Consider the following 24352-nt stretch of genomic DNA (forward strand, 5'->3'; position numbering starts at 1 on the left):
TTTCCGGCACCTCGGATTGGGAGCGGCGGCCAGGGTGGCGTCACCACCGTTCCTCTGCCATGGGTCTGGAGCGCGCGATGGCTGTCGGATTCCGGGGATGGGATTGCCCTTTGGAATTGGAAGGGCATACCTCCGCGGACGTGAAGGCCCCTGCCGCCCCCTACTGACGACAGGGAGCCTCCGTCGTCCGGCAAGCGAAGGTGGGCCACCTGCCCGGGTCATAGGCGGCAATGCCTTCCATCCTGGATAGTCCGCCCAATCGCTATCGCGACCAAGAGGGGACGTCCATGAATAAAGCAGACAGGCACCTGATGCTGGTGCTCGTGGCCGCGCTATTCGTGGGCTGCGGCGCTTTATCGGGGGATACGGGGACGGCGCGCTTCACGGTCGCCGTGCCCCAATCCCTCGCATCCGGCATCACCCGCGTCGTCGTCACCTCTGGGGGAGCGGCCATCCCCTCCGTGTCGGTGGAGCTCGCGCCAACGAACGGGGTGTGGGGCGGAATCATTGGCAACATTCCGGCGGGCGCCGACCGCACCTTCCTCGCGCAGGCCTTCGATGCCGGGGGCGCGTTGCGCTTCGAGGGCTTCGCCTCCGGCATCTCCATCCTCGCGGACCAGACGACCCTCGTCGCCATCACCCTCCAACAGCTCAATCCCCCGCCGCCCTTCGAGAACGAAGCGCCCATCATCGACTTCGTGGCGGCGAACCCGAGCACCGTGGCGGCTGGCGGCACCGTCTCCCTGTTCTCCTCCGCGCATGACCCGAACCCGGACGACACGCTCAGCTACGCATGGAGCGCCACTGCGGGCACGTTCTCCTCCACCTCCGAGCCCTTCACCTCGTGGACGGCTCCCGCCACCACCGGCATTCAAACGCTCACGTTGACGGTGACGGACTCACGCGGCCTGGCCTCCAGCGCCCTCCTGGTCGTCAACGTCCTGCCGGAAGGCGAGGGTGAGGCCGAGCTGTCCATCTCCTTCAACAGCGCTCCCCAGGTGACCTCCATCACCGCGACCGCGACGCGGCTGGCCGTGGGCCAGCCGACGACGCTCTCCGCGCTGGCCATGGACCTGGACGGTGACAACCTCTCCTACGCCTGGAGCGCGTCGTGCGCGGGCACCTTCAGCGACACGTCCTCCGACTTCACTCAATTCACGCCTTCGCTCGCGCCGGCCGGGGCCTGCAACAACTGCCGCCTGACCGTCGCCGTGTCCGACGGGCGCGGAGGGCACAACACAGGCACCGTCGCCCTGTACGTCACCGACACGCCCCCCACCACCCACCTCGCGCCCGTCATCCTCCGCTCCTACCGCTCCTCGAACACCGCCAACCCGGGCGACGTGCTCACCTATGAAGTGGCCGCCAGCGACCCGCAGGGCTCCGCGCTCACCTTCTCCTGGGACGCGAGCACCGGCGCGTTGGGCACGCCGACCGGCGACTCCACGCACAGCCGCGTCACCTGGACGGCGCCCCCTTGCGCCAGTGGTGGCACGCCCCCGTCCATCACCGTCACCGTGACGAATGCCTTCGGCCTCACGGCCACCCGGAGCTTCACGGTGACGGGACTGCCAGGCTGTTCCGTTCCGGGGACGTGGGCCCTGACGGGGCCCATGGTTGGAGGCAGTCTTCGCCTGTTCAGCACGGCGACGCGGCTGCAGGACGGCAGGGTGCTCGTCGCGGGCGGCAGCGAAGCGCAAAGAGGCCAGTGCAACAACACGGCGGAGCTGTATGACCCGGCCTCGAATACCTGGAGCGCGACCGGCTCCATGCTCGAATGCCGCTACGGCCACACGGCGACACTGCTCCTCAACGGCAAGGTGCTCGTCGCGGGTGGAATGGATGAGTTCTTCACCCTGCGAACGGCGGAACTGTACGACCCGGCCACGGGCACCTGGAGTCCCACGGGCTCTCCAGTCATCCCCATCGGAGGCTGGCCGGTGTTGCTGCTCGATGGGCGGGTGCTCGATTTGGGGGGCGACACTGCGGAGCTGTACGACCCGGCCACGGGCACCTGGAGCCTCACGGGCTCACCGCCCACATCGTTCCAGGGCCCGGTGACAACGCTGCTCAACGGGCAGGTGCTCGCCGTGTATTCGGATTCCGCGGCGCTGTACGACCCGGCCACGGGCACCTGGACTCCCACCGCGCCCACGATTGTCCCGCGCTTTGCGCTCAACACGGCGACGCTGCTGTTCGACGGCAGGGGCCTTGTCGTGTCGGGGAGCTTCGACTCCAACGCAGCCGAGCTCTACACTCCCTGACCGCCGCGCCCCGGGAAGTCGACACGTCAGGGATGTCCTACGAGGAAGGAACACCGACCATGAGCCCCACGAACGACCCGAAGAACGCTACTCCGCCCTCGGATGCCGACGCCGCCGTGAGGGACGCCTTCACGCTGGTCCGCGCGGGGGACGCCGGGAAGCTGCGCGAGCTGCTCGACGCCGGGCTTCCCGTCAGCGTTCGCAACGAGCGGGGCGACTCCCTGCTGATGCTGGCCAGCTATTACGGCCACGTGGACGCGACGCGCCTGCTGCTGGAGCGCGGCGCGGATCCGGAGCAGCCCAACGACGCGGGCCAGACACCCCTGGCTGGCGCGGCCTTCAAGGGCAACGAGGCCATCGCCACGGTGCTCCTGGAGGCGGGCGCGGACGTGGACGGCGCGGGCCCGGATGGCCGCACGCCGCTGATGTTCGCGGCCATGTTCGACAAGCTGGAGATGATGGAGCTGCTGATCCAGCGCGGCGCGGACCACCGGGTCCGGGACGCTGACAAGCGCACCGCGCTGGACTACGCGCGCTCCATGGGTGCGGCGCGCGCGGCCGAGCGGCTGGATCCGAAGCCCTGAGAAGACAGACACCCGGGGCTACGCGTTCGTGTGGCCCCAGGCGTTCTCGGACGGCTTGCCCCGGGCCGTCGTCTCCTCCCTCAGCGAGGTGACGGCCTCCACGATGTGCTCCGCGTCGATGCCCGCGGCGTTCAGCAGCTCCGCGGGCTTGCCGGAGCCGGGCATCTTCGTCACCGCGAGCCGCACCACGATGGGCAGCCGCTCGCGCTCACCGGTGAAGGCCTCCAGCACCGCGTCCGCCAGGCCCCCTTCCGCCCAGTGGTCCTCCACCACGATGAGCCGCCCCAGCGTCTCGCGCGCGGCCTTGCGCAGCGTCTTCGCGTCCACCGGCTTCACGGAGTACAGGTCGATGACGCGCACCGCGATGCCGTCCTTCTTCAGCGCTTCGTAGGCCTTGAGCGCTTCGTGCAGCGTGATGCCGGCGGCCACCACAGTCGCCACGTCCTCATCGGACTGGCGCACCACCTTGCTGCCGCCAATGGGGAAGTCCTCCGTCGCGGGGTAGAGCACCGGCGTCTTCTCACGCGTGCTGCGCAGGTAGGTGATGCCCTGGCGCTCCAGCACCTGCGCCAGCAGCTTCGCGGTCTGGTTCGCGTCGCTCGGGTAGAGCACCGTGCTGCCTCCCACCGCGCGCATCATCGCCAGGTCTTCCAGCGCCATCTGCGACGGGCCGTCCTCTCCAATGGACACGCCTGCGTGGCTGCCGCACAGGTGCACCGTGGCGTTGGAGATGGCCGCCATGCGCACCTGGTCATAGGCGCGCGACAGGAAGGCCGCGAAGGTGCTGACGAAGGCCTTCTTGCCCAGCACCGCCATGCCCACCGCGCTGGACACCATGTTCTGCTCCGCGATGAACATCTCGAAGTAGCGCTTCGGGTGCGCCTTCTGGAACTCGTTCGAGTACGTGGAGTTGGACACCTCCGCGTCCAGCGCCACCACGTCCGGCCGGGCGTTGCCCAGCGCCAGGAGCGCGTCTCCATACGCCTTGCGCGTGGCCTCCTTCTGGCCGACCTCGTACGTGGGCAGCTGCAACGGCGAGGCCTTGTCCTGGACGGTGGCCTTCAGCGCCTCCGGCTTCTTCACCTGGACGCGGACGTTGCGCTCCCCGCCCAGCTCACGGATGGCGTCCTTCGCCTTGTCCTCCGGCAGCGGCTTACCGTGCCAGCCGTCCTGGTTGGCGATGAGCGAGGAGCCGTGCCCCTTCTCCGTCTTGCAGATGAGGCAGGTGGGCTGACCCTTCTTCGCCTGGGCTTCGGCGAAGGCCCGGTCGATGGCGCCCAGGTCATGGCCGTCCAGCGTGACGGCGTTCCACCCGAAGGCTCGGGCGCGGGCCGCGTAGGCCTCCAGGTTCCAGCCCAGCTCCGTCTCACGGCTCTGCCCCAGCCGGTTCACGTCGATGATGGCGCACAGGTTGTCGAGCCCATAGTGGCCGGCCTTGTCGAACGCCTCCCACACGGAGCCCTCCGCCGTCTCGCTGTCGCCCATGAGCACGTAGGTGCGGAAGGGCAGTCCGTCCATCCTCGCGCCGAGCGCCATTCCCACGCCCACGGCCAGCCCCTGCCCCAGCGACCCGGTGGCCACGTCCACGAGCGGCAGCACGTGCGGGTTCGGGTGCCCCTCCAGCCGGCTGCCGAACTTGCGCAGCGAAAGCAATTCCCGGTCGTCGATGGCGCCCGCTGCCTTGAAGGCGGAGTAGAGGACCGGGCAGGCGTGGCCCTTGGAGAGCACGAAGCGGTCGTTGTTGGGGGCCTTCGGCTGTTGGAAATCGAAGCGCAGGTACTTCTGGAACAGCACGGCCATGATGTCCGCCGCGGACATGGACGAGCTGGGGTGGCCCGAGCCCGCCGCCGTGGTGCAGCGGATGCTGTCGATGCGCAGCTGCGCCGCGAGGTCCGCCAAGGTGTCCGCCATCGTTTCGCTCCCGGGTTGGGGGGACAGGGGTGTGCCCCCGCTACTGTGTTGACTGCCTCGGGTTCCGAGAAGCGTTGCCCCCCGCTGGCCCTGTTCGCAGGCAGAATCCGCGAGTGCCTGCCCGCCCGGCCGGACGTGGGCGGCAGGGCATGCGCAATTTGAAGCAACGCCATCTGGGAGCCACGCGCCCCCGCCGGGAGAATCCATGAATCCGCTGCGACAGCTCGCCGAGTTCGGCCAATCCGTCTGGGTGGACAACCTCCAGCGCAGCTACATCACCAAGGGCACGCTGAAGAAGTTCATCGACGAGGACGGGCTCAAGGGGCTCACCTCCAACCCGACCATCTTCCAGAAGGCCGTGTCGGGCAGCGACGACTACCAGGACCTCTTCGACGCGGCGAAGGGCAAGGGCCTCTCCGGCAACGACCTCTATGAGCAGCTCGCCGTGCGCGACGTGCAGGGCGCCGCGGACATCCTCAAGCCCGTGTACGACGCGACGAAGGGCCAGGACGGCTACGCGTCGCTGGAGGTGTCACCGGGCCTGGCGCTGGACACGCAGGGCACGCTGGAGGAGGCGCGGCGGCTGTGGAAGACGCTGTCGCGGCCCAACGTGATGATCAAGGTCCCGGGCACCATTCCGGGCCTGCCGGCCTTCGAGCAGCTCACCGCCGAGGGCCTCAACGTCAACGTGACGCTGCTCTTCAGCCAGGAGCGCTACAAGCAGATCGCCGAGGCCTACGTCTCCGGCCTGGAGAAGTTCGCCGCGTCCGGTGGGGACGTGAGCCGCGTGGCGAGCGTGGCGTCGTTCTTCATCAGCCGCATCGACGCCATCGTGGACAAGGAGATTGAGAAGAAGCTCAAGGCGGGCGCCACGCCGGAGCAGCAGAAGGCGATGGAGGGATTGAGCGGCAAGGTGGCCATCGCCAACGCGAAGCTCGCCTACCGCACCTTCAAGGAGGTCTTTGGGAGCTCTCGCTGGAAAGCGCTCGCGGCGAAGGGCGCCAAGGTGCAGCGCGTGCTCTGGGCGAGCACCAGCACCAAGAGCCCGAAGCTGCGCGACGTGCTCTACGTGGAGGAGCTCATCGGCCGCGACACGGTGAACACCATGCCGCCCGCCACCATCGACGCGTTCCGGGACCACGGCAAGGTGCGCCCCAGCCTGGAGGAGGACCTGCCCGGGGCGGAGGCCACCATGCGCCAGCTGGAAGCAGCCGGCATCTCCATGAAGACGGTGACGGACGAGCTGTCCACCGACGGCATCCGCCTGTTCACGGAGTCCTTCGACCAGCTGCTCGGCGCGGTGGGAGAGAAGCTGAAAAAGACCTGAGTCCTGGAATCCGCGCGCGAGAGGGGCCCAGGGTGATAGTCATTACGCCCTGCGCGCCGCTCCCGGTGCGCCACTCCAGGAGATTCCTTGCATGGCCCCGGTCGCACTCGTCACTGGCACCTCCACTGGCATTGGCTTGAGCACGGCCGTCCACCTGGCACGCCAGGGCTTCGAGGTCGTCGCCACCCTGCGCGACAGCGCCCGAGCGGACGCGCTCCGCGAACGGGCGGAGCGGGAGTCCGTGAAGCTCCACATCCGCACGCTGGACGTGACCAGCGACGCCTCCACCCAGGCGTGTGTCCGCGACGTCCTCCAGGCACACGGCCGCATCGACCTGCTCGTGAACAACGCGGGCGCGGGCTACCTGGCCACGATGGAGCAGACCTCCGAGGAGGCCCTGCGGCGCACGATGGAGGTCAACTTCTTCGGCGTGTGGCGCGTCACCCAGGCGGTGTTCCCTCTCATGCGAGAGCAGCGGTCCGGGCGAATCATCTCCCTGAGCAGCATTGGAGGCCTGGTGGGTCAGCCCTTCAACGACGCGTACTGCGCGGCGAAGTTCGCGGTGGAGGGCTTCATGGAGAGCCTGGCCCCCGTGGCGGCCCGGCTGGGCATCCACGTCTCGCTGGTGGAGCCGGGGCCGGTCCACACGGAGTTCGTCAACACCGTGCGCGCGACGGGCAATGGCACCCAGGGCAACGGACCGGCCGTGTATGGCGAGCTGCTGGGCCGGTACATGCGGGGCTCCGCGGAGACCTACGCGAGCCTGGGACAGACCCCGGACGACATCGCGCGCATCATCTGCGAGGCCGCGACCTCCCCATCGCCGCACCTGCGCTACATCACGTCCGAAGGCATGCGCTCCCTGTACGCCCTCAAGGCCGGGGACGCGACCGGCGACACGATGGTCGCCCGCGTCGCGACGCGCCTGGACTGACGTGCTCCGGCCCCACGAAGGGCCCTCCGGGAGGCCGTGAAGACACTCCCACCTCCTTGCGGTGCCCGTTGGAAGGCAATGCCTTGCACCCCACCGTTCCGGCCGTTTCGAGCCGGAAGGAGCGAGCATGCGTGTCAGGAATTGGGGCGCCCTGGTGGGCCTGGGGCTGATGCTGGCGGGCTGCGGCGGTGTCCCGGAGGAGGACGCCGCCCTTCCCTCCGCTGTCGTGGAGGACGTGCGGCGGGTGGAGGCCCAGGCGTGTCCTCCCGGCGTGGCGGCGCGGGTGAAGGTCGTCATCCCCCCCACCGCCGACCCGGGCAGCGAGGTGACGTCGCTCGCGAACGTGCGGGGCACGCTCTACCTCTCCACCAACCTGCGCGACAGCAGCGCGGTGCTCTGGCGCAGCAACGGCACGGACGCGGGCACCGTCCCGGTGCGCGAGTTCCCACCGGAGCCGCTGGGCTTCCCCCGGCTGACGAACCTGGTCGCGGTGGGCGACCAGGTCTTCTTCCAGCTCAGCACCGTGGCCACCGGCACGGAGCTCTGGGTCAGCGACGGGACGGCCGCCGGCACCCACCTGGTGAGGGACCTCACGCCCGGGCCGACCGGCTCCGCGCTGCTCCAGCTCACGGACGTGGGCGGCCGGCTCGTGTTCTTCCGGCAGACGCAACCGACGGCCACGGAGCCCTCGCGCACGGAGCTGTGGCGCTCGGACGGGACGTCCCTGGGGACGGTGCGGGTGAGGGACTTCGGCGCGAGCGCGGGGCTGAGCTTCAACACGTTGAAGGTCGGCGGCAGGATGCTCTTCTTCCTCGCGCAGAGCACGGGGACCACGCTGTGGCGCACCGACGGAACGGCGGGGGGAACCACCTCCGTGAAGCGGCTGGACGCGGGCCTCACCCTCATCCTCGACGTGGGCTACTCGGGAGCGCAGGGGCTGTTCGTCTTGCTGGACGGCCCCAACTACGAGGTGTGGCGGACGAACGGCACCGAGGCGGGGACCGCACGGCTGGACTCGTTCGGCCGGTACACGCGGCTGCTCGGGGCGCTGGGGTCCTACGTCTACCTGTGGTCCCCGGACGCGGTCACGCAGCGGCTGCGCATCGACCGGCTGGCGTTGAGCGGCGGGGGCAAGGCGCTCGTCACGACGCTGCCCAATCCCTACGCGAACCTGGAGTTCGCGACGCCCTACGTACAGATGTCGGCCGTGTCGGCGAACGAGATCTACTTCTCCATGGCCATCAACAGCGACGGTCCCTCCCCGCTGGACGTGTCGCTGTGGGTGACGAACGGCACGGCGGCGGGGACGCGCGACCTCTTCCGCCAGCTCAGCCGCAGTGACGAATACCTCTCCCCGGTGTTCGCCACCGGCACGGGCCGGGTCCTCTTCAGCGGCTCGCCCGAGGGCGGAATCACCCAGCCCTGGTTCACCCGGGGCACCGTGGCGACGACGGGACAATTGGCGGGACCGGGGGTGTTCTCACCGGACGGCTTCACCCGCTCGGGCAGCCGCGTGTACTTCTACGCCATCGACGACACCCAGAGGCCCCAGCTCTGGTCCGTGCCGGCGATCTTCAACTGCCCGCCCGGACCGGCCACGGCGCTGTAGCCGTCCCAGACCTGCCCGGTGGATTTCGACGACATGCGGTGACAATGCCAGACTCGCGCAGTGCCTCCTCGTCTCCGGGCACGCATTGAAGGCGCGGAGCACGGACTGGTAGAACGCTCCCCAGTCCCGAAGGGGGAGTGGGAATGTCGCTGCGTGGATCCGTCGGATTCATCCTCGTCTTGCTTGCGGCCGCCGTGGGGTGCGGCGACCCAGGCGTCTCGCCACTGCCGCCCGAGCCGCCAGTCCGCGACGCCGGCGTCCTGGACGCAGGCGCCTCCGACGATGCCGGCGTCGTGGATGCAGGCGCCTCCGACGATGCCGGCGTCGTGGATGCAGGCGCCTCCGACGATGCGGGCACTTCCGAGGATGCGGGCGTCCTGGACGCGGGCTCGGCCGATGATGCCGGCACTTCCGAGGATGCGGGCGTCGTGGATGGAGGAATGCTCGCGGAGGTTCCTTCACCGCCGGAGGCAGTGGTCGCGGTGAGCGGGGACAGCGCCGCCCGGGTGTTCTGGACAGCGGCCCAGGACCACGGAAGTCCGCTCACGGGCTACATCGTCACGGCCTCGCCGGGCGGGGCTTCGGAAACGGTCGCGCCGGACGTGCTCGAGGTCCAGGTGGCGGGCCTCACCAACGGAACGGAGTACACGTTCACAGTGGTAGCGGTGAACGCAGTGGGCCCTTCCACGCCGTCCCAGCCCTCCGAGCCGGTGACGCCCGCGGGCAGGCCAAGCGCGCCCGCGGGCGTGGTGGCAACGGCGGAGGTTCGCGGCGCGACCCTGACCTGGACCGCCCCTGAAGCGAACGGCAGCCCCGTCACCCGCTACGCCGTGGACGTCCAGCCCGCCGTGGAGGGCGCGACCGTCGACATGACGGGGGAGCAGGCCCACGTCACCGGCCTGGCCAACGGCACGCCCTACACCTTCACCGTGCGGGCCTGGAACGCCGTGGGCGAAGGGCCCGCGTCCGCGACCTCCAATGCCATCACCACGCCGGACGTGCCCGGAGTCCCGCTGGACGTCTCCTTCCAGGCGGAGGACGGCGCGGCCGCCGTGTCCTGGAGCGCCCCGGCGTCCGACGGAGGCCACGCCCTCACCGGCTACACCGTGACGCTCCAGCCGGGCGACGTGACGCGAACGCTGCCCGCCGCCCAAACCCAGACGCGCTTCACAGACCTGGCCAACGGCGCGGCGTACACGCTGCACGTCGTCGCGCTCAACGCGGTGGGCACCGGCCCCGAGGCGACAGGGACGGTGACGCCGGCCCGTCCTCCGGCCGCGCCAACGGACGTCGTGGCTGTCGCGGGCATGGGCCAGCTCACGCTCACCTGGACCGCGCCTGCCTCCACCGGGGGCTCGCCCGTGACGGCCTACCGGGTGACGCCGCACGCGGCGGGCGTCCCGGGCACGGCCGTCACCGTGGGACCGGACACGGTCACCACACTGACAGGCCTGCCGAGGGGAACCACGTTCACCGTGACGGTCGCCGCGTTGAACGCCGTGGGCACGAGCGCGGACTCCGAGCCTTCCGCGGCGGTCACGACGCACGACGTGCCCGGAGCTCCCCAGACGCCTCTCGCCACTGCGCTCGGCAACGGCCGCGTCCGCGTCGACTGGACGCCCCCCGCATCCAACGGAGGCATCCCCCTCACCCGCTATGTCGTGCGCGCGGGCCCCAGTGGACGCACCGCCACCGTGGCGGCCGGCGTCACCTCCGCCACCGTCCTCGGTCTGGGGGGCGGGATGCACCATGCCTTCACGGTGCAAGCCTCCAACGCGCTGGGAGACGGTCCGCTGTCGGAGGCCTGTGACGCGAACACGCCCTGCGGCCTGGGGCTGGGCGCCGGGCCCAGGTTGTCGGACCAGGCGTCGTCGGTGGTCATCGCGGACTTCAACGAGGATGGCCTTCCCGACGTGGGGTACACGGACGCCTTTGGCGTAGGGGTGCTGTTGGGGGATGGCGCCGGCGGGCTTGCGCGCCATCACATCTTCACGACGGTCCCCAACGGCAGGGAAGCCCAGGTGGCGGACTTCAACCAGGACGGGCACGCCGACCTCGTGTTCCTGTACACCGCTTCCGGCAGCGCCCAGGCCACCGTCGTGTTCGGGGATGGAACAGGCCGCTTCACGGCGAAGCGGGACCTCGCCAGCGGCACCACGACGGGTTCGCTGGTCGTGACGGACCTGGAGGGAGACGGAAAGCAGGACCTCGTCATGGCCGACTGGGGCAGCAGGATGCTCCGCCTGTTCCACGGCGACGGGCGGGGGGACTTCGCGCCCCGGCACGACGTCCCCTTCCCAGACGACATCCGCTCGGTCGCGGCGGGTGACTTCAACGGGGACGGCCTGGCGGACCTCTTCCTCACGCACAACAACTTCAATGCCACGGTGTTGCTCGCGGATGCGACCGGCGGCTTCCAGACCGGCCAGACCTTCCACACGGGGCTGTACCCCAGTGCCGCGAAGAGCGTGGACCTCAACGGCGATGGCAAGCTCGACCTCGCGTACGCGAACACCGGAGCGTCCTCCTTCGCGGTGGCCCTGGGTGACGGCACCGGGCAGTTCGGGGCCTTCGCGGACATCCCGGTGGCCAACACGCCCACGTCCCTGACCTTCGTGGACATGGACGGGGATGACCACCTGGACGCAGTGGTGAACCACGACACCTTGAACCTCGCACTGCTTCGAGGAGATGGCGCGGGCGGCTTCAACGGCCGGCAGGACTTCGTCGTGTCGAGCTCGGGGCGCGTGGTGGTGGGCGACCTGGACAGTGATGGCAGCCAGGACCTGCTGATGGCGGGCAACCCCATCCACTTCTTGAAGGGTGACGGCCGGGGTGGAGTCCGGACGAGGATGGAGGTGGCCACCCCGGCCATTCCCACCTGGGCGGCCACCGGGGACCTCAATGGTGACGGCAAGCTGGACCTCGCGGTCGCCGCCTCCAATCAACGTGTCAACGTGAGCCTGGGGGAGGGCAACGGGCGGTTCGGTGCCCTGCGCACCCTCGTGACGCCTTCGAACGCGAGCGCGGTCGTCATCGTGGACCTGGACGGGAATGGCTGGCCGGATCTCGTCACGGCGAACCCCAGCGGCACGCCCGCCCCCACCTTGAATGGCAACGTCAGCGTGTGGATGGGAGATGGCGCGGGAGGCTTCGGACCGAGGAGGGAATTCGCGACGGGGTTGGCGCCCAACGCGCTCCTCGCGGAGGACTTCACCGGGGATGGCAAGGTGGACCTGGTCACCGCGAACAGCAGTGACCATACGGTGAGCCTGCTGACGGGCGATGGCACCGGAGGCTTCGCCGCCCGCCAGGACTCGCGGGTCACCGAAGTCCCCATCGCGCTCGCCAGCACGGACGTGGATGGCGATGGAAGGCGGGACCTGGTGGTGGTGGGCTACACCGGGTACGTCGAAACCGTACGGAACAACGGAACCGGCATCTTCACCCGGAAGCAGTCTGTCTCTATCGGCTCCCGTCCCCGGTCCATCGCGCTCGCGGACTTCAACGGCGACGGGCGGATGGATGCCGCGGTCGCCGACAGCACGGGCAACACCGTCACGGTGCTGTCGATAGCGCCGACGTGGGGGCTGTCCACCCTGACCACGCGCCCCACCGCAAGCACCCCGTATGGGCTCGTGGCCGCGGACTTCGACAGGGACGGGAAGCCAGACCTCGTCGTCGTCTATAACCCCGCCAACCTGGGCTCGGACTACATGTTCAGCGTCTTTCCAGGGACGGGGACGGATACCCTTGGGCCGGTCGTGCGCTACACCACGAGAGGCAGTGTCGTGGCGGTGACGAGCGCGGACCTCGATGCGGACGGACGGCCGGACCTCATCACGTCCCAGGGAACCCACAAGAGTGTCGGCGTGTTCATGAACTTCTGTCTCTAGCCGCGCCCTTCCGCGTCCACCGGCGGCGTGCCGGTGGACGCGGGGCCCCACCCGGCCTACCGGTAGGTGTCCAGGTAGGCGCGGTGGCTGTTGGAGAACTCGAAGTTCGTGAACTTGTCCCAGTTGATGGACCAGGTCATCAGCCCCTTGAAGCCCGGGTAGCCGCCGGACTGGCGCAGCACGTAGGTGCCGCCGAAGGACTGGCCCTTCATCAGGTAGTCCAGCGCCTTCTGCACGTTGGCGGGCGTGGTGTAGCCACCGCCCGCGGCCTGCGGCGAGGACGGCAGGCCGATGACGACCTGCTCCGGCCGGAGCGCGGGGAAGACGGCGCTCGCGTTGCCGCCCACGGGGAAGCCCTGGAGCAGCATCTCCGCCATGGCCACGTGGAAGTCCGGCGTGCTCTGCGCGTAGGCGCGGCCGTCCAGGCCCATCACGGTGCCGGTGTTGTAGTGCTGCACGTGCAGGTACGTCAGCCGGTCGCGCAGCGCGTAAATGACGGGGAGGTAGGCTCCCCACGGGCCGCCGTAGGCCGCGTAGCCGCCCTGCACGTAGGCGGTCTCCGGCGCCATGGTGAGCACGAAGCCCGCGCCGTTGTCGTTGAGCAACTGGCGCGTGCCCGCGATGAGATTCTGGATGCGCGGCGTGGTGGGGTTGCGGAAGTCGGTGTCCCCGCCATTGAGGGACAGCGACGCGCCCTCCAGGTCCAGGTCCAGGCCGTCAAAGCCATACGTATTGACGAGCCCCTGCATGCTGGAGACGAAGGCCTGCCGCGCCGCCGCGTTGTCCAGGTGGATGGTGCCGTTCGCACCGCCCAGGGAGATGAGCACCTTGCGGCCCTGCGCCTTGAGCGTGGCGATGTCCGCTTTGAACTCGGCCACGGTGGCGTTGTACGGGGTGAAGCCCATGGTGCCCGACGGCGCGCCCGTCACCGGCTCCGCGAAGGCCACCTGGATGACGTTGAACTTGGAGGACACGTCGCGCAGCCGGATGTTGGTGGAGCCGTTGTCGAAGTTGTGCCAGTAGCCGACCAGCACCTTGCTGCCCGCGGGCGTCGTGTTGCCCGTCGTCACGGCGACGCTGTTGCTCGCGGCGGAGCGGTTGCCGGCCGCGTCGCGCGCCTTCGCGGTGAACGTGTACGTGGTGTTGGCGGCGAGCCCCGTCACGGTTGCGTTCAGCGTGGTGCTGGTGGCCGCCGCGCTGGTGCCGCCGTTGACGAAGATTTCGTAGCCGGTGACGCCCACGTTGTCGCTGGACGCGTTGAACGCCAGGGACACGCTGGAGGCCGTCACGCCGGTGGAGCGCAGGGAGCCGGGCGCGGTGGGGGCCTGCGTGTCGGGCGCGGGGCGCGTGGGCGTGGTGGTGCTGAACGCGGCGCTCGCCGCGGAACGGTTGCCCGCCGCGTCGCGCGCCTTCACGGTGAACGTGTAGGTCGTGTTGGCGGCGAGCCCGGTGACGGTGGCGCTCGTCGTGGTGGAGGTGGCCGAGGCGGAGGCTCCGCTGTTGACGAAGACCTCGTAGCCGGTGACGCCCACGTTGTCGGTGGAGGCGCTCCAGGTCAGCGACACGCTGTCATACGTCTTGGCGGGTGAACCGACGCCGGAGGGCGCGGTGGGGGCCTGCGTGTCCGCGGGAGGATTGCCGGTGCGCTCCAGCCACAGGGCGAGCACGTTGGGCGGTTCCCAGCCCACCAGGGACGTGTGGGACTGACGGCAGTCGTAGCCCTTCCCTCCATAGGACGCGATGTCACCCACGGCATACGCGACGCCTGGAGCCCAGGCGCCCCGGTCCGCGGCCAGGGCCAGGGTGGGCAGAAGCAGCAGGAGCACGGCGAGGGCCGCGCGGGACGACGAACGAGGGGGATGCATTGGGGGAAAAGCCTCCCGGAAAAGGGTCCGGGAGACAGGGAGGGCGGACCCCGGGAAAGCGGGTCAAGAGCCCTGAAAGATTTTCCTGAGCGCTCCTGGATGGTTGGTCAGCGAACGGAGGAGCTGGCCCCCTGGATCAGGGTGACCGGCCTCCAGGCCCAGGACCTAGGATTCGCCTCCATGAAGTTTCTAGGTGAGTTGGACGAGGCCTCTCTCGCGCGGACCCAGCGGTGCAACCGTCGCCTCGCGGATCCGAACCGTCTGCAGGCCATCCGGGACACCGGGCTGATGGACACGCCTCAGGAGGAGGCCTTTGACCGCCTCGCCCGCCTGGCGGCGCAGCTGCTCAACGTCCCGCTGACCATCATGTCGCTGGTGGACTCGAACCGGCAGTTCTTCAAGGCGGACTTCGGCCTGCCCTCGCCCTTCCGGGAAACACGGACGCTGCCCATCGACGCGTCGCTGTGCCGCTACACGCTCGAGGGAGAGCCCATCATCTCCTCGAACGCGCCCGCGGATTCGTTCCTGAAGTTCCATCCGTCCACCGGGCCCTGGGGCATCGTCGCCCTCATCGTGCTGCCGTTGATCAACCCGGAAGGGCACGTGCTGGGGACCTTCTGCTGCATCCAGCCCTCGGTGCGCGAGTGGACCGCACAGGACCACCTGGTGATGAAGGAGCTGACGGCCTCCATCATGACGGAGATCAACCTCCGCGATCAGCTCCGCAAGCTGAAGGCCGAGCAGCGGATGCGGGACACGTTCGTCGCGGCGCTCACGCACGACCTGCGCACGCCCCTGACGGCGTCCAAGCTGAGCGTGCAGCTGATGGGCAGGCGTCATGCGGGCCTGCCGGGCGTCCAGACCTCCGTGGGCCGCGTGACGGCGAGCCTGGACCGCGCGGAGCGGATGATCCAGAACCTCCTGGACGCCAGCCGCATCCAGGCCGGCAAGCTCGTGGCGCTGGAGGTGCGGGAGTGCGACCTCCACGCGGTCGCGGCCCAGACGCTGGATGAGCTCTCTGCGCTCTACCCGGGGCGCTACGAGCTGAAGGCGGAAGGTGAGTTCACGATGCGGGCGGATCCGCTCGGGCTGCGCCGCATCGTGGAGAACCTGGCCTCCAACGCGGCGAAGTACGGCGCGCCGGGCACCCCGATTGAAGTCCGGCTCGAGCGGGATGAAACCCAGGTGAGGCTCCAGGTGCGCAACCAGGGCACGCCCATCGCCGAGGAGGACCTGCAGACCATCTTCGAGCCGTTCCACCGCACGCGGTCCGCCACGGAGAGCGCGGAGAAGGGCTGGGGACTGGGGCTGCCCCTGGTGCGAGGCCTGGCCGAAGCGCACGGAGGCAAGGCCACGGTGACGAGCGGCGCCGAGGAGGGGACCTGCTTCACCATCACCCTTCCGCTGGACGCGAGCGCACGACAGCGGCGTTCCGCGTAGGGGATGGGGAGCGCGAGGGGGGTGTTCCTGGGGCTATCCTTTCCCCATGGCCATTCCCGCTCATTACGACGCCCTCTCCGCGCTGGAGCTGGTGGCCATCGCGCTCCTCGAGGTGAAGGGGGATTGGACCTGGGCCGCGTACGAGGCGCTGCGAAAGCGGGACCAGGAGGAGGTGTTCGAGGCCGCCGTGCAGTTGCTGCGGTCTCCCTCCGCGCGGGAGCGATCCTTGGGTGCGGATCTCCTCGTCCAGGCGACCGGCTACGACGAGGAGGCACGCCTTGAACGCGGGGCGCGGTCCGCGGACGTCCTCCTGGCCGCGATCCCCACCGAGCAGGACGCCCGCGTCCTCTGGGCGATGGGCCACACCCTGGGCTACCTCGCCGACGCCCGGGCGGTGCCCGTGCTGCAGGCATTGAAGGACCACCCGGATTCCCGGGTCCGGCTGGGAGTCGCCTCGGGTCTATCGCAGCTCCAGTCCCCCGTGGCCCTCCAGACCTTGATCGAGCTCTCCCGGGACGGTCACGCGTCCGTGCGCGAGGAGGCGATATCCGCGTTGTCCCTCAAGGACGAGCTCGCGGTGGATTCCCCGGAGCTGCGGGACGCGTTCCTCGACCGGCTCTCGGATGAAGTCACCGACATCCGGACCGACTCCCTGATTGGGCTGGCCCGGAGGAAGGACCCTCGCGTGCGGGCCCCCCTCCGCCGTGAGCTGGAGAGACGGCCCGTTGCCATCGAGGCCATCGAGGCCGTGAGGTACCTGGAGGACGCGTCACTCTTGCCGCTGCTCCTCGCGGTCCGAGAGGCGGCCCGCCCGATGGACGACGCCTTCGAGGGCGCCATCGACTTCGCCATCGAATGCCTGGGAGGGCGCGCGTCATGAAAGACCGTTCTGTTCCGGAGTTGATTGCCCTCGCGTTGCAGGGTGACGAGGAGGACGAAACGGCCTGGGAGGCCATCCGCGAGTTGCGCGACCGGGGCGGCGATGAGGTGTTCGAGGCCGCCGTCAGGTTGCTGCACTCTGCGTCTTCACGCGAGCGTGGACGCGGCACAGACATCCTCGCGCAACTGGGCGGTCGGAAACGCAGCGACGCGCTCATCACGAAGTGCGCGGATGAGGTCCTGTCCGCGCTGGCCACGGAGCAGGATGCATCCGTCCTGGACTCAATGGCCACGGCCCTGGGGCACCTCGGGGATGCCCGAGCGGTTCCCGCCCTCCTGCCCCTGAAGAACCACCCGGACGAGCATGTCCGGATGGGCGTGGTCATGGGGATGATGCCCCACCGGGATCCGGTCGCCATCCAGACCTTGATTGAGCTCTCCCGCGACAGCGACGAAGACGTCCGGAACTGGGCGACCTTCAGTCTGGGCAGCCAGGCGGAAGACGTGGACACGCCCGAGCTTCGGGATGCGTTGTTCGACCGGCTCACGGAGACATACCTGGAGCTTCGCGGCGAGGCCCTGGTCGGACTGGCGCTGCGCAAGGACCCGCGTGTCCTGGAGCCGCTGCGCCGCGAGTTGGAGGGAAGCGAGGTCATCGTCCTGGCTGTCGAAGCCGCCCAGGCGCTGGAGGACCTCTCCCTCCTGCCGCTGCTCCATCGTCTTCGGGACCCGCCTGGCAAGGCCGACAGCTACTTCCGCAGCGTCCTCGCTGACGCCATCGCCCACCTGGAATCACTCGCCTGAGCAATGGCTGTACCAGACCGGTCTCCGTGGAAACCCCAGGACGTCCAGACGCAAGGGACGCGCCCTCCGCATGGCGCCTGACCTCTCCAGCGGACCGGTCCTGTCCTCTCCACAGGACAGGAAGCGTGCACGCGCCCCACGTGTGCCTTGCGGCGAGGCGGTGGGTGCACTAGCCATCGATTATGGCCCAGCGTCGCCCGACCCGACCGTCCGCCTCCTCTGATTCGTCCAAGTCCCGCAGCGCCACTGGCAAGTCCGCCACGAAGCCCGGGGGCCGTCCCACCGGGGGCAAGGCCCCTGCCCCGGCGAAGAAGGCCGCGGTCGCGAAGCCGGTGGTGCAGGCCCTGAAGACCGCGGCCTCGAAGCTGAAGCAGGTCGCGAAGGCGGTGAAGGGCGCGGCGGCCAAGGCAAAGCCTGTCGTGAAGCCCACCGCGAAGGCGGCGCAGGCTTCGAAGGCTTCCGCTTCGAAGGCCGCACAGGCTCCGAAGGCTTCGATGGCGAAGTCGGGTGCTCAGGCCTCGAAGACGCCTGCCGCGAAGTCCGCGACCCAGGCGCCGAAGGACTCCGCCGCGAAGAAGGGCGGTGCTCAGGCGCTGAAGACGCCGGCCGCGAAGTCCGCACAGGCTCCGAAGGCGCCCCCAGCAAAGGCCGCCGTACAGGCGCCTGCGGCGAAGCCGGGCGGACAATCGTCGAAGACGCCCGCTGCGAAGCCCGCCGCGCAGGCTTCAAAGGCAGCCGCCACGAAGCCCACCGCGGCCAAGGAGAGCCCCAAGGCTCCGGCGTCGAAGGCTGCCCAGGAGCCTGCATCGACCGAGGAGCCCCTGAAGACCGCTGCACAGAAGTCCCCCGAAGTTGTCGCGGAGCCCGTATCGACCGAGGAGAGCCCGAAGGCTTCCGCATCGACGCCCTCCGAACAGCCGCCCCAAGCCCCTGAGCCGGCCGCCGCGGATGCGGAGACGGCCGAGCTGAAGACAGGCGCCAGCGAGGCTCCTTCCAAGCGCGCGGGGAAGGCGCCCAAGGGCTCTTCCACGAAGAAGACCCCGGCCGAAGGAACTCCCGCCGCCGCGCCGCAGGAGGCCCCCGTGCCTTCCCCGTCGGAGACCCCCGCGGAGTCCGCCACGCCCGCGCCACAGGCGGAGACGGGCGCCACTGACACCGTTCCCGCGACCACCGTGGAAGGAACGCCTCCCGCGACGGAGACAACGACCGCCGAGGAAGCCCCCTCGCGCAAGGGCACGGGACGCGCCGCGAAGCGGAAGGCCTCCGAAGCCGAAGCCGTTCCCGCCGAAGCGCCTGAAGAGACCTCCGTGCCTCCCGCACCCAGCGAGGAGCCCGCCTCGAAGGCGAAGCGCGGCGCCAAGGGCGCGGCTCGCCCCGCCGAGGAGGAGCCCACCCCGGCCCCCTCCGCCCCGGCGAAGCCTGCGCGCACCGCGGACCCGCAGTACCTCATCCTGACCGGCGGCTCGCCCTTCCTGCGCGCCATCGGCTCCGTGCGCCGCCCGGACGGTGAAACCCTGCCGGGCTTCGCCAACCTGGCCGTGACCAAGATGTCCGCGGCCCCACTGCCCACCGAACCGGGCTCGTACGAGTTCCGCTTCCAGGCCAGCAACGGCACCGGCGACTTCAAGCTCGCACAGCGCAGCGAGACCGGCGCTTCACGCAACGTGCGCGACTTCGAGATGGCGTCCTCGGGCGGCTTCCAGCTCTACCGCTTCACCATTCCCTGAAGCCCCCTCACGGCGGCAGGAACCGCGACATCAACGCGAACCCCGGCGCCTCCAGGGGCACGCGCCCCCGCAGCGCGGAGAACAGCGACCAGCCGTGGTCCGCGAGGATGACCACGGCCGCGTCCGCCGCGATGCTGAGCCCCATGAAGCCCACGTAGCCCCCCATCACCGACGAGCGCCACACCACGTCCTTCCCTCGCACCTGGGACACATTCCATCCCAGGCCGCGCTGGAAGGACCCGGCCTTCACCCGGGGCGCCTGCATCCGGTACAGGGCCTTCGTGAAGGACGTCTCTCCCCGCCCCAGGTTCGTCTCCAGGAAGCGCATCACGTCCCCCACCGTGGAGTGCATCGCGCCGCCGCCCGGGAGCGCCGGGAAGGTCCACGGCGGCACGGGCTTGCCTTTCGCGGTGTGGCCCTGCAACAGGCGCGGGGCCAGCTCCTCCGTGACGCGCGCCGTGGTGTCCACGAGCCCCATGGGCTTGCAGAGCACGTCCCGCATCAGGTGCCCGTAGTTCAGCGCCATGCGCCGGGAGAGCGCGTGGCCGAGCACGCCCATGCCCAGGAAGGACTCGGACGACGGGTGCGGCGGCGGCTGCCGGGGGTGGTAGTTGCGCAGGAACTCGCCGAACAGGCTCGCGGAGTAGTGCCCGAACGGGTCGTCCGGATTCGCGGGCGCCGCGCCCAGGTTCGGCGGCAGGTGCGGCAACCCGGAGGTGTGCGTCGCCAGCTGCTCCAGCGTGATGCGCTGCGCGACCTCGTCGTTCAAGAGCGACGCGGGAATCATGTTCCCGAGGGGCTCGTCGAGCCGCACGTCCCCCCGCTCCGCCATCACCGACAGGAGCGCCGCCGTGAAGACCTCCGTGAGCGCCCCCAGGGAGAACAGGGCGTCCGTGGCCGGAGGCGTCCCCTTGCCCCGGAGCCCCTCGACGTGCAGCGCGCCCCGCCACGTCATCGCCGCGCACACGGAGGCCGTCGGGTAGCCGCGCAGGTAGGACCGCAGCTCCCCGTGGAGAAGGTCGGAAGGGTTCGACATGGAGTGGCGCTTTACGGGCCCGCCGCCCGGTGAGGCAAGCCTTCCGGATGCGGTTCTGTCAGGCATCACCGTGCAAGGGCGTCCGCCCCCTGGAAGGCCCCTTTCGTCCCGACATGCCGCCCGCGTCCGCGCCCTCCAGCGCCCGCCGTGGCCGTGTCAGGCCCCGCGTGTGCTCGCGTCCACGTGGGCCCTTCCCCTGACGAAAGGCCACCTGGATGCCCGCTTCCCCTGCCGTGAAGGCAGTCCTGTTCGGTCGCAACCCGCACCAGCCGGATCCGTTCGACGTGGAGGCCGACGCGGCCGAAGCACTGGGCGTGGACACGTATCAGGCGGACCTCTCCGCCCTGCTGTCGGGCGACGCGGCGAGGGCGCTCACGGGCGTGCCGGAGCGCGGCCACCTCCGGCTGCTGTACCGGGGCTGGATGCTCACAGAGGAGGAGTACACAGAGCTCGACGAAGCCGTGCGCGCCCTGGGACACCGGCTGGTGACGACGCCTGCGCAGTACGCCGCCGCGCACTACCTGCCCCACTGGTACCCGCGGCTGGCCGGCTACACCGCGCGCTCGGTCTGGACGGAGGAACCGGACACGGCGGAGGCGTGGCGGTTGGCGCGGAAGCTGGGGCCTCCGCCGTACATCCTCAAGGACCACGTGAAGTCCGCGAAGGAGCGCTGGGCGGAGGCGTGCTTCGTGCCCGCGGACACCACGCGCGAGGACTTCGAGCGCATCTGCCAGAACCTGCTCGACGAGCGCGGCGACCGCTTCGAGCGCGGCTTCGTGGTGCGCCGCTACCTGCCGCTCAAGGTCTACGGCCGGACGCCCGCGGGCCCCGCGCACCTGGAGTTCCGGCTGTTCTTCGGCGGCGGCCGGTTGATTGCCGCGGAGCCGTACCACGAGTTCGACGTGGAGGTGCCCGACTTCACCGCCTTCGAGTCGCTGGGCCGCCGCATCCCCTCCCCATTCTTCACGCTGGACGTGGCGATGCTGGAGGACGGCGGCTGGGCGGTGGTGGAGGTGAATGACGGCGGCGTCTCCGGGCTGCCGCCCGGGTTGGATCCGCGCGACCTCTTCGCCGCGCTGCTCGACCCGCGCTAGCCCCCTCGGTGGGGAGGCAGGCTTCCTCCACGAGGAGCCGGTGCTACCGTGCGCGGCCATGAAGGACTCCGTCCGTGCACACCGGGGGCTGCGCAACCGCATCGCCGCCCTCCTCCTCGTGGGACTCACCGCGTGCGGCGGCTGCCAGAAGACGGACGCCGAGCGCGCCGCGAAGGAACGCGCGGAGATTGATCAACGGCTCCGTGACTCCGTCGCGCTCGTGCCCTACCGCGCGCTCAAGCTCACCGTGCGCGCGGACGGGGACCCCAAGGCCCCGGAGGAGGTGGCCCTGCTCTGGAAGGCACTCGCCGAAACGCGCGCGTTGCCGGACAAGCCTCTCACCGACGAAGCGACGCGCGCGGCGGCCCGCACGTACCTGGACCTGGGTATCGCCTTCTACAAGGCGCGCAAGACGCTCCAGACGCGCGACGAGGACGAGTTCCCCCTGCTGTGGAACCGATGGGCCTCCGGCGAGGCCCTGCCCCTGCCGTCCTACGACGCGGGCCAGGAGCACGCCTATCTCGCCGCGGTCCTGCTGGCGCTGGACGCCGCGGAGAAGTCCGACCGCATCCCCGCCACGGAGCTCGTCTTCTACGAACTGTCGCGCGCCACGCCCACCCCCACCTGGCCCGCGCCCCTGCGCGCGGCGGTGCAGGCGAGCCGGGGCGTCGCCTTCTGCCAGGCGGGCTACCACTACGCCGCCGAGGAGGAGCTGACCGCCTTCCTTACCGAGGCGGAGCGCATTCCACCCGAAGACTTCCCCGCCCTCCAGCACAGCACGCCCGCGCAGTCGCGGGAGGCGGCGCTCGCGGCCGGGCACTTCCTGCGCGCCTGGAACCGCATGGGCCTGAAGCGCGAACGCGCCGCCGAGGACGACATCGAGCAGGGGCTGCGCTCGCTCCAGACGCTGGGCGTGGAGAACGAGCTGACGTGGTGGGGCTGGGCCTTCATCCACACCCGGCGCGGGCGCTACGAAGAGGCTGCGGCGTCCCTGGACAAGCTCGCGGCCAGCCCCTACCTGGAGGAGACAGAACGGCGCGAGGTGCACGACAACGCGGAGGCCCTGCGCAAGCACGGGGACAGCCTGCCGCTGTTCCAGCAGACCCGCGCGACGGTGCTCCTGGGCCGGACGCTGCTGGCGCGCGCAGGAGGCCTGGAGCACGTGCTCACCGTGCTGCTGGGCCCGGAGCGGGCGAAGCAGCTCTACGCCCCGCTCGTCTGGATGGACCGGGTGCGCCAGCGCACGGCGGCGCTCTCCGCCGAGCAGGTGGCCCAGGGCGCGGGCGAGACGCTCGACCGCGCGCGTGAAGCGGGCAACCGCGGCTGGAAGGCCCTCCAGGAGCGCCTGGACAAGACCACCGCCCAGGACACCCCTCCGTGATGCCAGGGTGAATCGCAGGACTCTTCCGGTATATTTCGTTTTCCAACTTAAACCCGGAGGAGTCTGATGAAGCGTCTCCTGTTCGTTGCGATGGCGGTGCTGGGCCTGCAGACGGTGGCGTGTGGCGGACCGATGGAGGAGGAGGAAGCGCTCCAGCCCCAGGAAGGGTCCGAGGTCACGGCCATGGCCGTCTGCACGGCGTCGTGTCCTGGCGGGACGTCGGTGTCCTGCTCGGGCAACCACTGCGAGGCCGTGGAGGGCCAGGCGGTGATGTGCGACGGCCAGTGGAAGAACTGTCCCTCGCCCACGACCGTGTCCTTCTTCTGCGAGTCGACGAACTCGGCCGTGAGCTGCACGGGCTTCAACGCCTACACGCTGCAACCCCTGAACTCCAAGGTGTGCGGCGGCGTTTCGTGCAATGGCGTGGACACGTACTGCCCGGCCTTCACCGACGCGCGCGAGTGCTTCTGAGTCGTCACGGAGCCGCCGCTTCGCCCAGCGCCTTCACGGGGTAGTGCCCCGGGGAGGCGCGGAAGCGGCGCTCCAACCCGCCGGGCTCGAGCACGCCGCGTTCGAACAGGCCCAGCAGGAAGGCCTCGTACGTCCCCGCGCGTGAAGGGCCCGCGCGCTTCAGCTCCTCGTAGAGGACGAAGGCCAGGACGTGCAGGCCGTCGTCGTGGCCGCGGAAGAACTCCGCCCCCGTGAGCGGACGGCCCTCCCTGTTGCGCAGCAGGCCCTCCCGCTCGCTGACGTAGACGTCGATGGCCTCCGCGCAGTCCTCCTCCGTCAGGCCGCGCGCCGTGGTGTAGCCGAACGCGGGGTCATGCTCGCGCACCAGCCGCTGGAAGTAGGGGTCCGCCTCCAGCGCGGACAACTTCGCGTCCAGTTCGCCCTCGCGCGTGAACGGCGGATGCAGCAACTCATGCACCGCCGTCTTCACGGTGACGTCCGCGGGATAGGTCGCGTCCGTGAGGAAGTTCCACCCCGTCACCCGGATGCCGTGCGGCTTCGCGAACTTCAGGACGTGCGCGCTCAACGCCGCCACCTGGAGCTCCCTGCCCAGCACCGCTTCGTCCCAGCCCACCACGTCGTGCGGCGCCACCTTCGCCGCCAGCCCCGCGATGGCCTGCTCCACCTGCGGCAGATACTCCGCCCGCCAGATGCGGGGGAACTCCACGCGCTCCAGGAACGCCAGCAGGACGCCCAGGTCCCCCCGCACGTCCTCCATCTCCGCGAAGCCGTCCTCCTTCCCGTACGACGTGGCCAGGAAGTCCGCGCGCATCCGGCTCCACGCGGCATCGTCCGCCACCGTCGCCGCCAGGTCCTCCACCGTGGTGGCCTCCGTCACGGAGAAGACCAGCGTCAGGAACGGCCCCACCATCTTGCCGCCCTGCTTCGCCATCCGCTCGGTGAGGTGCGCGAGCGCGGCCTGCTCCCGCGCCCCCAGCAGCGCGGAGAAGCGCTGGAACTCCGCCGGATGGAAGCGCGTGTAGAACGCGTCGCCTCGCAGCAGGTTCAACAGGCACAGCGCGTCGTACGACTCCGACGGACGCAGCACCCACTGCGTGCGTCCGGAGTCCACGCGGCGCACGGCCAACTCC

The 24352-nt window shown here is 70.0% G+C and carries 17 protein-coding genes; 13 read left to right on the forward strand and 4 right to left on the reverse strand.

The genetic code is table 11. The features are described from left to right. Nucleotides 1-287: 287 nt before the first annotated feature. Together GTZ93_RS15530 and GTZ93_RS15535 are read left to right on the forward strand one after the other, a co-directional pair. Nucleotides 288-2264, forward strand: a complete 1977-nt coding sequence (locus GTZ93_RS15530) for a Kelch repeat-containing protein (protein WP_139917605.1) — start codon at nucleotides 288-290, stop codon at nucleotides 2262-2264. A gap of 59 nt (nucleotides 2265-2323) precedes the next feature. Beyond that, entirely contained in the window at nucleotides 2324-2848 is a 525-nt protein-coding gene (locus tag GTZ93_RS15535) for an ankyrin repeat domain-containing protein (protein WP_139917603.1), read from the forward strand. Nucleotides 2849-2866: 18 nt separating this feature from the next. Here the strand turns inward: GTZ93_RS15535 and GTZ93_RS15540 are convergent, their stop codons facing one another. After that, entirely contained in the window at nucleotides 2867-4759 is a 1893-nt protein-coding gene (locus tag GTZ93_RS15540) for a transketolase (protein ID WP_139917601.1), read from the reverse strand. 205 nt (nucleotides 4760-4964) lie between these two features. Between GTZ93_RS15540 and tal the strand changes: the two genes are divergently transcribed. From tal to GTZ93_RS15560, 4 genes are all read left to right on the forward strand, one after another. After that, entirely contained in the window at nucleotides 4965-6086 is a 1122-nt protein-coding gene (gene tal / locus GTZ93_RS15545) for a transaldolase (RefSeq protein WP_139917599.1), read from the forward strand. Between the two features lie 91 nt (nucleotides 6087-6177). Next, a complete protein-coding gene (locus tag GTZ93_RS15550; protein ID WP_139917597.1) occupies nucleotides 6178-7020 on the forward strand; it encodes an SDR family oxidoreductase in 843 nt (280 codons plus the stop codon). A gap of 127 nt (nucleotides 7021-7147) precedes the next feature. Then, on the forward strand, nucleotides 7148-8629 hold the full coding sequence (locus GTZ93_RS15555) for a hypothetical protein (RefSeq protein WP_139917595.1): 1482 nt from the start codon (nucleotides 7148-7150) through the stop codon (nucleotides 8627-8629). A 143-nt stretch (nucleotides 8630-8772) separates the two neighbouring features. Further along, entirely contained in the window at nucleotides 8773-12525 is a 3753-nt protein-coding gene (locus GTZ93_RS15560) for an FG-GAP-like repeat-containing protein (protein WP_139917593.1), read from the forward strand. 56 nt (nucleotides 12526-12581) lie between these two features. Here the strand turns inward: GTZ93_RS15560 and GTZ93_RS15565 are convergent, their stop codons facing one another. Further along, nucleotides 12582-14390 carry a fibronectin type III domain-containing protein gene (locus GTZ93_RS15565; protein WP_139917591.1) on the reverse strand — a complete coding sequence of 603 codons (1809 nt, stop codon included), beginning with the start codon at nucleotides 14388-14390 and terminating at the stop codon, nucleotides 12582-12584. A gap of 180 nt (nucleotides 14391-14570) precedes the next feature. On the opposite strand from GTZ93_RS15565, the gene GTZ93_RS15570 reads away from it, so the two are divergent. From GTZ93_RS15570 to GTZ93_RS15585, 4 genes are all read left to right on the forward strand, one after another. Next, nucleotides 14571-15830 (forward strand): GAF domain-containing sensor histidine kinase, encoded by a 1260-nt coding sequence (locus tag GTZ93_RS15570; RefSeq protein ID WP_139917589.1) that lies wholly within the window; start codon nucleotides 14571-14573, stop codon nucleotides 15828-15830. Nucleotides 15831-15876: 46 nt separating this feature from the next. Beyond that, complete coding sequence (locus tag GTZ93_RS15575) at nucleotides 15877-16710, forward strand: HEAT repeat domain-containing protein (protein ID WP_139917587.1); 834 nt, start codon at nucleotides 15877-15879, stop codon at nucleotides 16708-16710. Next, complete coding sequence (locus tag GTZ93_RS15580; RefSeq protein WP_139917585.1) at nucleotides 16707-17513, forward strand: HEAT repeat domain-containing protein; 807 nt, start codon at nucleotides 16707-16709, stop codon at nucleotides 17511-17513. Before GTZ93_RS15575 ends, GTZ93_RS15580 begins: the two co-directional genes overlap by 4 nt. A 182-nt stretch (nucleotides 17514-17695) precedes the next feature. Beyond that, nucleotides 17696-19240: a hypothetical protein gene (locus GTZ93_RS15585; RefSeq protein ID WP_161662839.1), complete on the forward strand. Its 1545-nt coding sequence runs from the start codon at nucleotides 17696-17698 to the stop codon at nucleotides 19238-19240. A 7-nt stretch (nucleotides 19241-19247) separates the two neighbouring features. Here the strand turns inward: GTZ93_RS15585 and GTZ93_RS15590 are convergent, their stop codons facing one another. After that, nucleotides 19248-20276: a serine hydrolase domain-containing protein gene (locus GTZ93_RS15590; protein ID WP_139921975.1), complete on the reverse strand. Its 1029-nt coding sequence runs from the start codon at nucleotides 20274-20276 to the stop codon at nucleotides 19248-19250. A gap of 215 nt (nucleotides 20277-20491) precedes the next feature. On the opposite strand from GTZ93_RS15590, the gene GTZ93_RS15595 reads away from it, so the two are divergent. The 3 genes from GTZ93_RS15595 to GTZ93_RS15605 all read left to right on the forward strand — a co-directional run bounded on the left by GTZ93_RS15595 (nucleotide 20492) and on the right by GTZ93_RS15605 (nucleotide 23222). Beyond that, complete coding sequence (locus GTZ93_RS15595) at nucleotides 20492-21370, forward strand: ATP-grasp domain-containing protein (protein WP_139921977.1); 879 nt, start codon at nucleotides 20492-20494, stop codon at nucleotides 21368-21370. A gap of 58 nt (nucleotides 21371-21428) precedes the next feature. After that, the gene (locus GTZ93_RS15600) at nucleotides 21429-22751 is read left to right on the forward strand and encodes a hypothetical protein (RefSeq protein WP_167548067.1); all 1323 of its coding nucleotides are present in this window, start codon (nucleotides 21429-21431) and stop codon (nucleotides 22749-22751) included. A 66-nt stretch (nucleotides 22752-22817) separates the two neighbouring features. Next, a complete protein-coding gene (locus GTZ93_RS15605) occupies nucleotides 22818-23222 on the forward strand; it encodes a hypothetical protein (protein WP_139921979.1) in 405 nt (134 codons plus the stop codon). Nucleotides 23223-23226: 4 nt separating this feature from the next. Here the strand turns inward: GTZ93_RS15605 and GTZ93_RS15610 are convergent, their stop codons facing one another. Then, a complete protein-coding gene (locus tag GTZ93_RS15610; protein WP_257979441.1) occupies nucleotides 23227-24342 on the reverse strand; it encodes a hypothetical protein in 1116 nt (371 codons plus the stop codon). Nucleotides 24343-24352 lie beyond the last annotated feature (10 nt).

Origin of the sequence: Corallococcus exiguus, assembly GCF_009909105.1 — a bacterium.
In the GTDB taxonomy this organism is placed as follows: Bacteria; Myxococcota; Myxococcia; order Myxococcales; family Myxococcaceae; genus Corallococcus; species Corallococcus exiguus.